The sequence below is a fragment of the Streptomyces canus genome, assembly GCF_041435015.1.
GTDB lineage: Bacteria > Actinomycetota > Actinomycetes > Streptomycetales > Streptomycetaceae > Streptomyces > Streptomyces canus_G.
On record NZ_CP107989.1, the window covers coordinates 5,731,503 to 5,744,494 of the forward strand.

At 71.1% G+C, this 12,992-nt stretch carries 14 protein-coding genes; 8 read left to right on the forward strand and 6 right to left on the reverse strand.

Features of this window, described 5'->3' with window-relative positions:
• Positions 1–60 precede the first annotated feature (60 nt).
• Positions 61–1,254 carry a flavin-containing monooxygenase gene (locus OG841_RS26275; protein WP_371566943.1) on the reverse strand — a complete coding sequence of 398 codons (1,194 nt, stop codon included), beginning with the start codon at positions 1,252–1,254 and terminating at the stop codon, positions 61–63.
• A 251-nt stretch (positions 1,255–1,505) separates the two neighbouring features.
• Complete coding sequence (locus OG841_RS26280; RefSeq protein WP_371566944.1) at positions 1,506–3,161, reverse strand: subtype B tannase; 1,656 nt, start codon at positions 3,159–3,161, stop codon at positions 1,506–1,508.
• Between the two features lie 175 nt (positions 3,162–3,336).
• Between OG841_RS26280 and OG841_RS26285 the strand changes: the two genes are divergently transcribed.
• The 4 genes from OG841_RS26285 to OG841_RS26300 all read left to right on the forward strand — a co-directional run bounded on the left by OG841_RS26285 (position 3,337) and on the right by OG841_RS26300 (position 5,872).
• Positions 3,337–3,783, forward strand: coding sequence for a DoxX family membrane protein (locus OG841_RS26285; protein ID WP_059206620.1), 447 nt, complete (start codon positions 3,337–3,339; stop codon positions 3,781–3,783).
• Positions 3,783–4,196 carry a Zn-ribbon domain-containing OB-fold protein gene (locus OG841_RS26290; RefSeq protein ID WP_328639250.1) on the forward strand — a complete coding sequence of 138 codons (414 nt, stop codon included), beginning with the start codon at positions 3,783–3,785 and terminating at the stop codon, positions 4,194–4,196. Before OG841_RS26285 ends, OG841_RS26290 begins: the two co-directional genes overlap by 1 nt.
• Before the next feature lie 161 nt (positions 4,197–4,357).
• Positions 4,358–4,954 (forward strand): GNAT family N-acetyltransferase, encoded by a 597-nt coding sequence (locus OG841_RS26295; RefSeq protein ID WP_328639249.1) that lies wholly within the window; start codon positions 4,358–4,360, stop codon positions 4,952–4,954.
• Between the two features lie 39 nt (positions 4,955–4,993).
• A complete protein-coding gene (locus tag OG841_RS26300) occupies positions 4,994–5,872 on the forward strand; it encodes a GNAT family N-acetyltransferase (protein WP_328639248.1) in 879 nt (292 codons plus the stop codon).
• Here OG841_RS26300 and OG841_RS26305 read toward each other — a convergent pair.
• Positions 5,851–6,516, reverse strand: a complete 666-nt coding sequence (locus tag OG841_RS26305; protein ID WP_328639247.1) for a pyridoxine/pyridoxamine 5'-phosphate oxidase — start codon at positions 6,514–6,516, stop codon at positions 5,851–5,853. The genes OG841_RS26300 and OG841_RS26305 overlap by 22 nt on opposite strands.
• A gap of 3 nt (positions 6,517–6,519) precedes the next feature.
• On the reverse strand, positions 6,520–6,945 hold the full coding sequence (locus OG841_RS26310) for a pyridoxamine 5'-phosphate oxidase family protein (RefSeq protein ID WP_371566945.1): 426 nt from the start codon (positions 6,943–6,945) through the stop codon (positions 6,520–6,522).
• A 41-nt stretch (positions 6,946–6,986) separates the two neighbouring features.
• Here OG841_RS26310 and OG841_RS26315 point away from each other — a divergent pair, with 41 nt between their 5' ends.
• Complete coding sequence (locus tag OG841_RS26315; protein ID WP_371566946.1) at positions 6,987–8,309, forward strand: hypothetical protein; 1,323 nt, start codon at positions 6,987–6,989, stop codon at positions 8,307–8,309.
• A gap of 12 nt (positions 8,310–8,321) precedes the next feature.
• Here OG841_RS26315 and OG841_RS26320 read toward each other — a convergent pair whose 3' ends face one another.
• Entirely contained in the window at positions 8,322–9,491 is a 1,170-nt protein-coding gene (locus OG841_RS26320) for a thiolase C-terminal domain-containing protein (RefSeq protein WP_328639244.1), read from the reverse strand.
• Positions 9,492–9,572: 81 nt separating this feature from the next.
• Between OG841_RS26320 and OG841_RS26325 the strand changes: the two genes are divergently transcribed.
• Both OG841_RS26325 and OG841_RS26330 read left to right on the forward strand, forming a co-directional pair.
• A complete protein-coding gene (locus tag OG841_RS26325) occupies positions 9,573–10,820 on the forward strand; it encodes an acyl-CoA dehydrogenase family protein (protein WP_371566947.1) in 1,248 nt (415 codons plus the stop codon).
• A complete protein-coding gene (locus OG841_RS26330; RefSeq protein ID WP_328639242.1) occupies positions 10,817–11,287 on the forward strand; it encodes a nitroreductase/quinone reductase family protein in 471 nt (156 codons plus the stop codon). Before OG841_RS26325 ends, OG841_RS26330 begins: the two co-directional genes overlap by 4 nt.
• A 73-nt stretch (positions 11,288–11,360) precedes the next feature.
• Here OG841_RS26330 and OG841_RS26335 read toward each other — a convergent pair whose 3' ends face one another.
• On the reverse strand, positions 11,361–11,996 hold the full coding sequence (locus OG841_RS26335; protein ID WP_057608492.1) for a TetR family transcriptional regulator: 636 nt from the start codon (positions 11,994–11,996) through the stop codon (positions 11,361–11,363).
• A 135-nt stretch (positions 11,997–12,131) separates the two neighbouring features.
• Between OG841_RS26335 and OG841_RS26340 the strand changes: the two genes are divergently transcribed.
• A complete protein-coding gene (locus OG841_RS26340; protein ID WP_328639241.1) occupies positions 12,132–12,884 on the forward strand; it encodes a VOC family protein in 753 nt (250 codons plus the stop codon).
• Positions 12,885–12,992 lie beyond the last annotated feature (108 nt).

Sequence of the window (12,992 nt, forward strand, 5' to 3'; positions counted from 1 at the left end):
CCGTCACATCTGGCACATGAGTAACGGGAGTCGTACTGAAGAGAGTTGAGGTTTCCTACGTCAGACGGGAAGCCGCGAGAGCCGGCCCGCGCCGTCCTTCTCGACGGCCTTCGCGATCTTCTCCGCGTCGATCGCCACCTCGCGGAAGGTGCCGCTGATGGGAGTGACGTAGCCGGTGAAGAACAGTCCTGGGGTCTCGTCGGGGCAGCGGGAGCCGTTGACGACCGGTCTGCCCTGGGTGTCGAGGACGCCGAGGTGGCCTACCAGGCCCTCCAGCGAGCAGGAGTACCCGGTCGCCGCGATCACCGCGTCCGGACCGACGCGGGTGCCGTCGGCGAGCAGGACCTCGCCGTCCTCGAAGCCCTCCACGGCGGCCACCACCTCGACCTTGCCCTTGCGGACCGCGTCGATGAGGCCGACGTCCTGGACCGGGATGGCGCCCTCCTTGACCCGGCTGTAGAGCCCGGTGTCGGGGCGGGGCAGCCCGTGCTCCGACAGGTCGGGCACGCTGAGCTTCGCCATGGGCCGGGCCAGCCGGTCCACGAGGCCGACCGGCAGCCGCCGTACGAGAACGCCCGTGTACTGGGCTGCCCAGCCGGCCGTGGAGCGGCGGACGATGTGCGGGGCGGTGCGCACGGACAGCCGTACCCGCGAGGCGCCGCCCTCGACCAGGTCCACGGCGATCTCGGCACCCGTGTTGCCCACGCCGACGACGAGGACGTCACGGCCGGCGTAGGGCTCGGGGTTGCGGTACGCGCCGGCGTGCAGGAGCTCGCCCTTGTACGTGTCGCGGCCCGGCCAGTCCGGCAGCAGCGGGGTGTGGTTGTAGCCGGTGGCGACGACCACCGCGGCGCCGGTCAGCTCGCGGCCGCCGGTGGCGTGCAGCAGCCAGCCGGTGCCGTCGGGGGTGCGCTCGACGCGGGAGACCTCGACGCCGGTGACGGTCTCCAGCTCGTGGAACTCGGCGTACTTCTCCAGGTAGCGCACCACGTCGTCGCGGGCGACCCAGCGGCCGAAGCGGCGGGGCATCGGGAGGCCCGGCAGGGCCGACAGACGGCGGGTGGTGTGCAGGTGCAGCCGGTCGTAGTGGCGCCGCCAGGAGGCGCCGACGTGCTCGGACTTCTCCAGGACGACCGCGCGGATGCCCCGGGCGCGCAGCGCGTACGCGACGGAGAGTCCGGCCGGACCGCCGCCGACGACGTAGACGGGGCGACCGGGCTGGTCGGGGCGGTCTGCGGGTGTGGAGTCGGCCATGAGCGCGAGCGTAATCAGACAGCGCGTTGATGGGTCTCGGTCAAGACGGGAATTGGTTGCGGATCGATCACGGCTGTAGGAGAGGTGGGTGGGACCTGTGGCGTAGGTCACCTGGTTGTGCGGGTACGGAAAAGTCACGGAGAAAGGCCACGGCGCCGGGCCCGCGGGTGCGGGGCTCGGCGCCGTGGCGTGCGGCGGCCGGAAACTGACGGGAAACCGGGGCCGCGGTACAGCGGTTCCTACGGCATGGGTTACTTCTTCTTGGCCTTCTTGTAGCCCGTGACCTTGGCGATCCAGGTGATGAAGTCGCCGGGGTCGGTGTTGGCGCCGTGGCCCTCGTCCCAGTAGTAGAGGTGGTCGACCTCGTCGCCGAGGTTCTCGGCGCGGGCGGCGAGGTTCGCGGAGATGACGTGCGAGGTGTCGGTGTCGTTCGTGCCGAGGCGGATCCACCAGTGCTTCGAGCGGCGCCCGTTGACCTTCTCCACGAGGTGGTACATCGGGTTCATCAGGTTCAGCAGCTCGGGGATGTCGCTCTCGACGCGCTTGGTGGACAGGCCCGTGGTGTCGTTCTTGGCGCCGTACACGGTGAAGTGGCGGTTCGCGGTCGTGGCCGAGCCGAACTCGTTGTTCTCGCCGGCCGACAGGTCGAAGGCGTCGAAGGCCGGCACGGTCTTCTTGCGGGCGCCGACGTGGGTGAGGAAGCCGGCCCAGGTGAAGGTGGCCGTGCCGTTCTTCCAGGTGATGAAGGTGTTCTTGGCGAGGTAGGTCTCCCGGTCGGAGTCCGACAGGGCCGCGAGATAGGTGGTGGCCGAGGGCTCCATGTACTGCTTGAGCAGGTACGCGTCGTAGTTCCGGGCGGTGAGGGTGCCGAAGCCCGAGCCCTTGAGGCCGCGCAGCCTCAACTTCGCCTGGTACTCGGCGAACTGCGACCCGAGGTCCTTGGAGACCGTCTGGTCGACCTGCTTTCCGGTGCCGAGGGCGTTGGTCCCCCAGTTCCACTCGTAGGCGCCGTCGGCGTGCTCCAGATCGGTGATGGGGCACCACGCGCCCACCGCGAAGATCGCGTCGGAGGCGTCGGCCGCGCCGATCTCCTTCAGGTGCTCGTCGTAGAGCGGGCTGTCGCCGGAGGCGCCGAGCAGGGTGGACACGGCACCGCCCGCGCTGGTGCCGGCGGAGACGATCCGGTCGACGTTGCCGGGGATGCGCCCCTTGTTCGCCTTCACGTACCGGACGGCCGCCTTGAGGTCGACGATCACGGCCGGAGCGCTGCCGTAGTACTCGCCGTCGGAGTTCTTGAGTCCACGACCACGGGCACCGGGCTCGACGACGACGTACCCGGCTGCCAGGGCCAGGAGCTGGTTGGTGTTCATGGCGCCGCCGGTGGCGTTGGTGTTGCCGTTGGCACCGGGCGCCGAGGCGGAGGCGCTCGCGGTGGGCGAGGCGGAGGCGCTGGAGGTGGGAGCCCCGCTCGGTGCGCCGCCTCCCGCCCCGCCGCCCATGCTCGCGCCTCCGACGCCGGCGGCGTCGGCCACGGAGGACGGCATGTACCCGCCGACGGAGTTGGCGAGCAGGATCGGCGCGTTGCTCGCGTCGACCGCCGTGCCGTCGATCTCGACCGGCACGCTGACGTTCAGCGACTGGTAGGTCGCGTCGACCGGCTTGGAGACGTAGGTGATCGCCTTCCAGAAGTGGTAGGTGACCGCGTGCTCGGTTCCCTCGGTGTCCGTGACCGTCGTCGTCAGCTCGGTGTAGGCGTCGGGGTCGAAGGCGAGGCTGCCGTCGCTGCTCTTGGAGGCGTTGCCGGTCGCCGCATTGGCGTACAGGGCGATGCCTCCGACGGCCGCGACCCCGGCCGTCGCACCGATGCCGATGACGACGTTCCTGCGCTTGATTGCCCTGTGCTTCACGGTTGGCTCCCTCGGCGTTTTTGCTGGCGGGAACGAACGTAGCCGCGTCTTCGACAAAATTGCCAACAATCCGCGGGGATTCATGGGGGACCCACAGCTGCCAGGCGCACGCACAGGATTCTCGCCGCGACCGCGGTCTTCCCGGGGTCCGCGATCTGACGTACCGTCAGATTCCATGGACACGATCTGGCTGACCGGCGCGCAATGGCTGGCCGTCCTGCGCATCGGCCTCGGGCTGTGGTGGCTGGAGAGCTGGCGGCACAAGGACAAGAGGACGTGGTTCGAGGGCGGCGGCATCACCTGGGCCGCGGACATCGCCGCCAAGCACCGCTGGACCCCGGTCCGCAGCGGCTTCGACGTACTGGTCGCGCCCCGCCCCAGGACGATGGCGTACGTCGTCGCGTACGCCGAACTCGCCCTCGGCGCGGGCCTGATCCTCGGCTTCCTGACCCCGCTCGCGCTGGTCGGCGGCCTGCTCCTGAACGTCCTCTACTTCACGCTCATGATCCACGACTGGGCCGAACAGGGACAGAACTCGATGATGGCCCTCATCTCGCTCGTGGCCCTGTTCGCGATGTCCTGGCAGACATGGTCGCTCGACGCCGCGCTGGGCTGGTTCTGATGGGCGCGAGGTACGACCTGCCGGAGGCGGACGCCTTCACGCGGACCTACTGGGACGCGGCCGCGCGGGGCGTCCTGCTGCTCAGGCACTGCGGGACCTGCGACCAGGTCCACCACTATCCCCGTGAGTTCTGCCCGCGCTGCTGGAGCGAGGACGTCACCTGGTCCCCGGCCACCGGCCGCGCCACGCTCCACACCTGGTCCGTCGTCCACCGCAACGACCTGCCGCCCTTCAAGGACCGCACCCCGTACGTCGCCGCCGTCGTCGACCTCGCCGAGGGCCCCCGGATGATGACGGAGATCGTCGGCTGCGCGCACGACGACCTGCGGGCCGGGCTGGACCTGGAGGCCGTCTTCCCGGACGGCGTGCCGAAATTCAGGGCGCGCGGGGCGGGCAGGGGCGGTTGGGGGTGAGTGATGGGCGTCGGCCTGGGTGGGGATGCGTTGATGGTGAGGGAGGTCGTCGGTTGTGCCGGTGAGGACCTGTGGGCCGGCCTTGGCCTGGAGGGGGTCTTCCCGGACGGGGTGCCGAAATTCAGGCCGCGCGGGACGTCCGGGGCGGTTTGAATAGACGGATGACCGACGTCGACGATCAGCACCTCATCCGCCCCTTCACCCCGCTGCACGGCCACGGCCTGCGCCTGTGCGCCTGGGACGCGGACTCCGGCGCCCAGGCCCAGGACTGGCTGCGCGGCGCGCTGGACCCCGAGTTCGGGCGCTGGAACACCCCTCTCACCCTGATCCACGACCTCGACGGCGCCCGTGCCGGCATGCGACGCAGGGCCGAACAGGCGGCGCAGGGCACGAGCGTGTCGTACCGGATCACGGACGAGTCGAGCGGTACGACGCTCGGACACCTCGGCATCAACGTCATCGACCACGTCTTCCGCACCGCCCGCGTCGGCTACTGGGTGCTGCCCGAGGCCCGCGGCCACGGGGTGGCCACCCGCGCCCTCCGCCTCGGCGCCCACTGGGCCCTCACCGACCTCGGCCTGCACCGGCTGGAACTGGGCCACGCCCTCGGCCACGGGGCCTCCTGCACCGTCGCCGAACGCTGCGGCTTCCGCTACGAGGGCACGCTGCGGGGCGCGATGTTCGAGTCGGGGCGGCACGACGCGTTCCGGGACGTGCACCTGCACGCCCGACTGGCGACGGACCCGGAGCCGTCGTAATTCGGAGGCGTCCGGCGCGCTCGCGCAGGATCATGAGACATGCCTCCCACAGCCTGGCACTCCACCGAAGACCTCGACGAGTTCCTCACCCGCGCCGGTGACTTCCTGCGCTCCTGCCCGGACCTGCACACCGTCGTCCTCACCGTGACCGAGGGCCTGCGCACCCGCGGGCTCCATGCGTACGGAGACGAGGCGCCCGTCTTCGGGCTGCTGGAGGAGGACGGGAGCGTACGGGGGGCCTACTTCCGGACACCGCCGTACCGGCTCTATCTCACGCCCCTGACCACCACGCGGGCCGACTCCCTCGCCGCCCATCTGGCGGCCCTGGACCATGCCGTCCCCGGCGTCAGTGCCGAGGCCGCGACCGCGGAAGGTTTCGCCGAGGCCTGGCGGCGCCGGACCGGGGGCGAGGCCGTGCCGTATCAGCGCCAGCGGCTGTACCGGCTGGACACGCTGACCGAGCCGGAGCCGGTGCCGCAGGGACGGCCGAGGATCGCGGGGGAGGGCGACCGGGAGCTGCTGGTGCGCTGGTTCGGGGAGTTCGTCCGGGACATAGGAGAGAGCGAGAACGACTCCGTGCGCGCCGAGTCCTGGGCCGACGCCCGCCTCGCCTACGGCGGCGTCACCCTCTGGGAGGCCCCCGACGGCACCCCCGTCTCCATGGCAGGCCTCACACCGCCGGTCGCCGGCCAGATCCGGGTGGCGCCCGTCTACACCCCGGCCGGTCTCCGCGGCCGCGGGTACGCCGGTGCCGCCACCGCCGAGGTCAGCCGGCTGGCGCGGGAGCGGGGCGCCGACGAGGTGCTGCTCTTCACCGACCTGGCCAACCCGACCAGCAACGGCCTCTACCAGCGCATCGGTTACCGGCCGGTGGCGGACTTCGCGGTGTACGACTTTCAGGGCCAGAGCAGTTCCTGAGACCAACCCTGATCCGCGCGACGGTAGTTGAGCCTGATGTGCCGCCTGCGCTCGTCTCCCTGGAAGAACTCCACCTCGTCCGGGAGCAGTCGGTACAGGGTCCAGGACGGGACCGGCACCTCCGGCTCACACTGCGCCCGTTCCCAGGCCTCCTCGGACACCCGCGCCAACTCCTCGAGTGAGCCCAGGACGTCGCTCTGCCGTCCGGTGAGCGCGGCGGCCAGCGCGCCGGTCGAGCGGGCGTGCAGGTCGGCCTGGCCCTCCTCGGAGGGCGCGGCGCTCACCGGCCCCTTCACCCGCACCTGCCGGCCGAGGACCGGCCAGTAGAAGCCGAGGGCGGCGTACGGCCGTACCGACAGGTGCCCTCCCTTGCGGCTGTGGGAGTGGCTCGCGAACGCCCAGCCGTCCTCGTCCGCCCCGTGCAGCATCACGGTGCGTACGTCGGGCCGGCCCTCCGCGTCCGCCGTCGCGAGGGACAGGGTGTGCGGCTCGGTCTGCCCGGCGGCCACCGCCTCCGCGAACCAGGTGGTGAAGAGCTCCAGCGGGGTCGCGGGCGCGGTCGCGGGGTCGAAGGAGGGCAGCGAGGTGACCTCCGGGTCCCACACCCGCAGTGACCTGAGCAGTTCGTGAAGATCGGTTGCCATGCCTCAGACGGTACCGAGGTCGGACGTCACCCACCGTTCGGGCCGCATCCGGATGATCACCTGCTCGCCGTGGTTCTTCGAGGCGAACTCCACGTATCCGTCCACCTTCTCGGCCGGCAGGTAGCGGGCGGAGATCTCCCGGAGGTCTTCGCCGGTGCCCGGCCGGGTGTCGACGACCGGCCCCTCCACGGACACGTACCGGATGGTGGGCTCGACGCGCTCGACCAGCAGGGAGAAGCGGCCGGCCGCCCGGATCAGTTCGTGCTTGCGGGAATCGCGCCCGGTCATGATCCAGATGTCACCACCGGGCGTGTACTGGTACCAGATCGGCAGGGCGAGCGGTGCGCGCCCCTCTCCGGCGTCGACCGCCAGCGCGGCGATATGCGGCTCGGCCAGGAACTGTTCACGTTGCTCACGAGTCAGGGCCATACAGTGCAGGGTACTTCGCACACCTGAGGGAGGGACGGCCGGTGAATCGCTTGTCCGGTACGGCAGTTGGTGCCGCCGGAGTACTGCTGCTCGCGTCCCTCGCCGCCTGCGACTCCGGGGCGGCGCACTCCTCCCTCACCGTCCCCGAGCTCTCCTACCTGCGCCCCTACGGCGACAAGTCCGGCCCGAAGGACAAGATGCCCTTCTCCGTGACCGCCGAGGACGGGAACGGGCCCGGGGTCCGTCGGCTCACCGTGGAGGTGGCCCCCGACGGGCGGGACGTGGTCCGGCTGAAGAAGTACGGCCCCTGCGAGGGCGACTCCGCGCATCTGACCTGCGAGGTCGACGGCGACTACAGCAACTGGGCGGACAGCGCCCGTGCGCAGCCGCACGCCGTCAAGGGCGCCGAGGCCGGTGCCACGGCCGTTGTCCGCTACACCTACACCACGAAGAGCGGCAGAAAGCTCACCGCACGGACCCGGTTCGTCGTCGGCGAGCCGGTGGTCGAGGCGGTGGCGCCCGCGTACACGAAGGATCTCCTGCGACCCGGCTCCGAGCTGGTCTCTCCGCTCGTCGTGCGGAACACCGGCGAGGTGCCGGTCAAGGGGCTCGGGATCGCGATGATCGCCGACGGGACGGAGTTCACGCGGCGGTACGCCAACTGCCGTTATCCCGAGCTGAGCAAGGGGCATCTCGCGGTGTGCGAGCTGCCGGAGGCGACGATCGACCCGGGAGAGACGGTCGTCGTCCGCCCCGCCATGAGACTGCGCGTTCCCGCCGCGCAGATGTACCCCTCCTACGGCCGGGACGTCTGGGCCCTGGACATGGGCCCGGGTCAGTACCACAGCTATACGAAGGGTGGCGGCCCCGGCGACGGACCGGCCCTGGAGGCCGAGCCCACCGCCGGCACCGAGGGCGCCTTCGTCGGGGGCGGCGGATCCACCCAGCTCGTCGTCGACACCCACGCCGACTACCAGGTCTCCGACGTCGAACTGCGCGGCGGTCCCGGCACCCGCCGCACCTTCCGCATCGAGGTCCGCAACGACGGTCCCGCCGACGCCGGCACCACGGCCGAGCTGGTCTTCGAGCCGCCCTTCGAGCTGAGAGTGGTGAAGGAGCCCATGGAGGAGTACGACGACGGCGCCTACCGGGCGTACTGCGACAACAACGGCTTCACCTACACCTGTGAGGTACCCGACCTGAAGCCGGGCGAGACCCGTTCCTTCGCGTTCACGGCCGAACTCGGCGCCCCCGGGGAGGGCACCCTGAGCCTCCTGGAGAAGGATCCCTCCAGCCCGTGGGACGTCGGCCGCAGGGACCCGGACACCGCCAACGACCAGGCGACCGTACGAGTCGTGCCCTGAGGCCCCCCGGCTTCAACGCCCCAGCACCACCGTCCCCGACGAGCAGAACCAGCCGCCCGTCCCGGACGCCACCGCCAGCCCCGGCGCCGACCCGTCCGGGCGCCGCACCTGCCGTGCGCCCGCCTCCCCGCGCAACTGCCGTACGGCCTCCACGAGCAGGAACAACCCGCGCATGCCCGGGTGCTGGGCGGACAGGCCCCCGCCGTCCGTGTTCACCGGCAGGTCCCCGCCCTCGACCTTCAGCCGTCCCTTCTCCACGAAGACACCGCCCTCACCCTTGGCGCAGAAGCCGAGGTCCTCCAGCGTCACCAGCGTCATGTAGGTGAACGCGTCGTAGATCTGGGCCAGTTCGATCTCCTCGGGGCGTACGCCCGCCCGCTCGAAGGCCAGCCGTCCGCTCACCGCCGCCGGGGACACCGTGAAGTCGGGCCACTCGGACATGCTGACGTGCGAGACGTACTCCCCGGTGCCGAGCACCCAGACGGGAGCGGTACGGCAGTCCCGTACGTACTCCTCGGCCGCGAGCAGCACCGCCGCGCCGCCGTCGGAGCGGATGCAGCAGTGCAGCTTGGTGAAGGGGTCCGCGATCATCGGGCCGGACAGGACGTCGTCGACGGTGATCGGGTCGCGGAACATCGCGTCGGGGTTGAGGGCGGCGTTGGCGCGGGCCTGGACCGCGATCTGCGCCAACTGCTCGATGGTCGTGCCGTGTTCGATCATGTGGCGGCGGGCAGCCATCGCGTACTTGGCGATCAGGGTGTGACCGTAGGGCACCTCGAACTGGAGCGGGCCGCGGGCGCCGAAGGAGAGGGTGCCGGTGCGGCGGCCCGCCCTGATGTCGGCGCGGGCGGTGGAGCCGTAGACCAGCAGGACCGCGTTGGCGTGTCCGGCGGCGATCGCGTCGGCCGCGTGCGCCGCCATGACCTCCCAGGTGGAGCCGCCGACCGAGGTCGAGTCGACCCAGGTGGGGCGCAGGCCCAGGTACTCGGCGATCTCGACGGGGGCGAGGGTGCCGGTGCCGGCCGAGGCGAGGCCGTCGACCAGCGAGCGGTCCAGTCCGGCGTCGGCCAGGGCGCGGCGGGCGGCCTGGGCGTGCAGGGTGTAGGGGGTCGCGTCGTCCACACGGCCGCAGTCGGCCAGGGCCACGCCGGTGATCGCGACTTTCCGGCTCCCGGGGGGCATGAGGGGCTCCTGCCTCTGGGCATCTGGTGCGGGCGCTCCTAATATGACGGACCGTCAGATCAGGAGGGAAGAGGAAGAGCCATGGACGCTCGCTTCACCGCCGAACAGGACGAGATCCGACGTGCCTTGAGGGAGCTGCTGCGCAGGCGTTGCGGGCCCGAGGAGTCGAGGAGTGCGGTCGACACTCCGGCCGGCTACGACCCGGCACTGTGGACGGCCCTTGCCGAACAGCTGGGACTGCCGGGGCTGGCGCTTCCCGAGGCGTACGGCGGTGTGGGGTGCTCGGTGACGGAACTGGCGCTGGCCTGCGAGGAGACGGGGCGGGTGCTGGCGCCCTCGCCGTTGCTGGGCACGGCGGTTCTCGTGGCCCCGCTGGTGCTGGCCCTGGGGACGGAGTGGCAGCGCGCCGATCTGTTGCCCCGGATGGCTTCCGGCACGTTGACCGCTGCCCTTGCCGTGCCCCCCGGGGCGGCGCTGGGGCTCACCGGCGACAACAGTGCCGAGTGGGCGGGCGGGGGGCGCGCGGGCGGGGTCCAGGCCCGGCGGTCCGGCGGTGCGGGTGGGGGTGCCGTCGCTACGGAGGGGGCGGGGAGGCCGCGTCCCGAAGAGCAACCCCACACTCTCGGCTGGCGGTTGTACGGCGAGGTCGATCAGGTCCTCGACGGCCACAGCGCCGATCTCCTGCTCGTCGCCGCACACGCGGGAGGGTTCGCCCGGTCCCGTACGCTCCTCTTCCTCGTCCCCGGCGACGCCCCCGGGCTCGTGCGCACCCGGCAGCGTGCCCTCGACGCCACCCGCCCCCAGGCCCGCGTTCAACTGCGGGACGTAGAAGCGGAGTTGCTCGGTGATGACGGGGCCGATGTCCTGGGGGCCCTCGCCCGCACAGGGGGCACCGCCGCCACCGTCCTCGCCTGTGAAGCCGTCGGGGCCGCCGACCGTGTGCTGGAGATGACCGTCGAGTACGTCAAGCAGCGGGAGCAGTTCGGGCGGGCGGTCGGGTCCTTCCAGGCCGTGAAGCACCGGCTCGCCGATGTGTACGTCCAGCTTCAGGCGGCCCGTTCCGCGGCCTGCTTCGCCGCCTGGGCCGCCGTTCACGACGGGGGGCGGGTCGGTGGGCTCGCCCTCGCCCAGGCCCTCGAAGCCCTGCGCACGGCCGCCGCCGAGGGCATTCAGCTGCACGGCGGCATCGGGTTCACCTGGGAGCACGAGGCGCAGCGGTACTTCAAGCGCGCCACCGGGGACGAGCTGCTCTTCGGCCCCGCGCACCGGCTGCGGGCGCACGCCGCCGACGCGGCGCGGCTCTTCGAGCGGGCGGAGGTGTCGGTGTGATCGGGGCGAGGGTGGTCCAGCGGGTGTCGTCCACGCGCGGCTTCGCCAAGGTCGCGCCGCATGTGATTCCGGCCCTGGACCGGGCCGTGCACCGCATCACGCGGGGCAAGTTCCTGCTCAGCGCGCAGATGCTGCCGGGAGTCGTGCTCACCTCGACGGGCGCGAGGAGCGGGCTGTCCCGCCGGACCCCGCTCGCCTGCATGCCCGAGGAGGAGGGCCGTACCTGGATCCTCATCGGCTCCAACTTCGGCCGCGACGGCCACCCCGCCTGGACCGCCAACCTCCTTGCCCACCCCGAGGCCTCGGTCAGCTGGAAGGGGCGGGACATCGCGGTGACGGCGACGCTGCTGACGGGGGAGGAGCGGGCGGCCGTGTGGAAGACCGCGCTGGCGTTCTGGCCGCCGTACGCCACCTATCAGGCACGGGTCGAGCGGGAGATACGTCTCTTCCGGATCACCCGGAGGTGATGGCCGGACGCACGACAGGCGGCTGTCCACCCGTGTGAACAGCCGCCTGCCAGACAGGACTCGAGGAGGGCCGTTATTTCGTCGGCTTCTTGCCCGTCACGCCCAGGTGCACCAACAGCGCCAGATTCGGCTTGAGTTCGGCCTGTTTGACGCCCCAGGTCTGGAAGCCCTTCTGGTGCGAGGCCACCGCGGCGAGCATCGCGACGAGGGAACCCGCGACCGCGGCCGGGTTGACGTCCTTGTCGACCTTGCCCTTGGACTGGAGCTCGGTGACCGCGTCCACCAGGGAGTTGTTCACCGAGTTGAGGATCTTCATGCGGATCTTGTAGAAGCGTTTGTCGCCCTCGGCGGCGCCGAGGTCGACCACGCGCAGGATCGCGTCGTTCCTGCGCCAGAACTCCAGGAAACCTTCCACGAGTTCCTGCGCGGTCTGCCATCCCGCCTTGCCGACCCACGACCGGCCTTCGAGCAGCTGGGTCAACTGACCGCCCTCGGTGGCCATTTGCTCGGCGATCTCCAGGACGGCTCCCTCGACGTCCGGGAAGTACTGGTAGAAGGTCGCGGGTGAAGTGCCCGCCTTCCGGGCGACATCGATGACCTTGACGTCCCGGTAGGGGGAGGAGCTGAGCATCTCGCTGAGGCAGTCGAGCAGCTTCTGCCGGGTCGCCTGCCCACGCCGGCCGGCCACACGGCCGTCGACGGTACGCACTTGTCCTGTCATGCCGTCAGCTTACCGAGGGGTGATCGGAGCGCGATTCGGCCGACTGCAAATGGGGTGCGCGGGGCCGGGGAGACGGGTGTGCCTGGTCCTGCGGGGTGCGTGCGACGCCGTTACTTTGACGGTATGGCCGAAAACAGGGCATCCGCAGACGGAACGGGATACGGCGAGGGCGTCCCCTGCTGGGTGGACGCGCAGCTTCCCGACGTGGCCGCCGGACAGCGGTTCTACGGTGAGCTCTTCGGCTGGACCTTCCACGACCGGCCGGACACCCACGGGGGTTCCGTGTGGGCCCACCACAAGGGCCGTCCCGTCGCCGCCCTCGCCCACAAGACGGACGGCCGGATGCCCACCGTGTGGACGGTCTACTTCTCCACCCCGGACATCGAGGGCCTCGCCGACCGGATCTGGGCGGCCGGCGGACAGGTCGTCACCGCGCCCATGCCGGTGGCGGAGCTGGGTGCGTCCGCGCTGGTCACCGATCCGGAGGGGGCCGTCTTCGGCCTCTGGGAGCCGGGCAGCCATCCCGGTTTCGGTGTGCGGCACGAGCCCGGCACCTTCGCCTGGGCCGAGCTGTACGCGCGGGACACCGAGGCAGCCAACACCTTCTACGGCGGGCTCTTCCACGACGCCCTGTTCGGACCCGAGGCCCACCCCGACTTCGGCCGCGCGCCGGTCTCCGACGTGTTCCCCGTCGAGATGCCGCCCCACTTCCTCGTGCACTTCGGTGTCGAGGACTGCGAGGCCGCGCTCGGGACGGTCGGCCGGCTCGGCGGGCGGGTCCAGGCGCCGCCATTCGAGACGTCGTACGGAAATGTGGCCGTCGTCACCGACAATCAGGGAGCGTCGTTCGCCCTTCTGGAGCGCTCGGAGCGATAGAAGGTTCCGCTTTGAGGTGAGACACCCCAATTGACCCCGGGTTCGCCAGCAGGCCTCCGGCCAGGAAGAATCAGGGTTGCGTGCCGCCATGGCGGTGCGGTGGTGAGA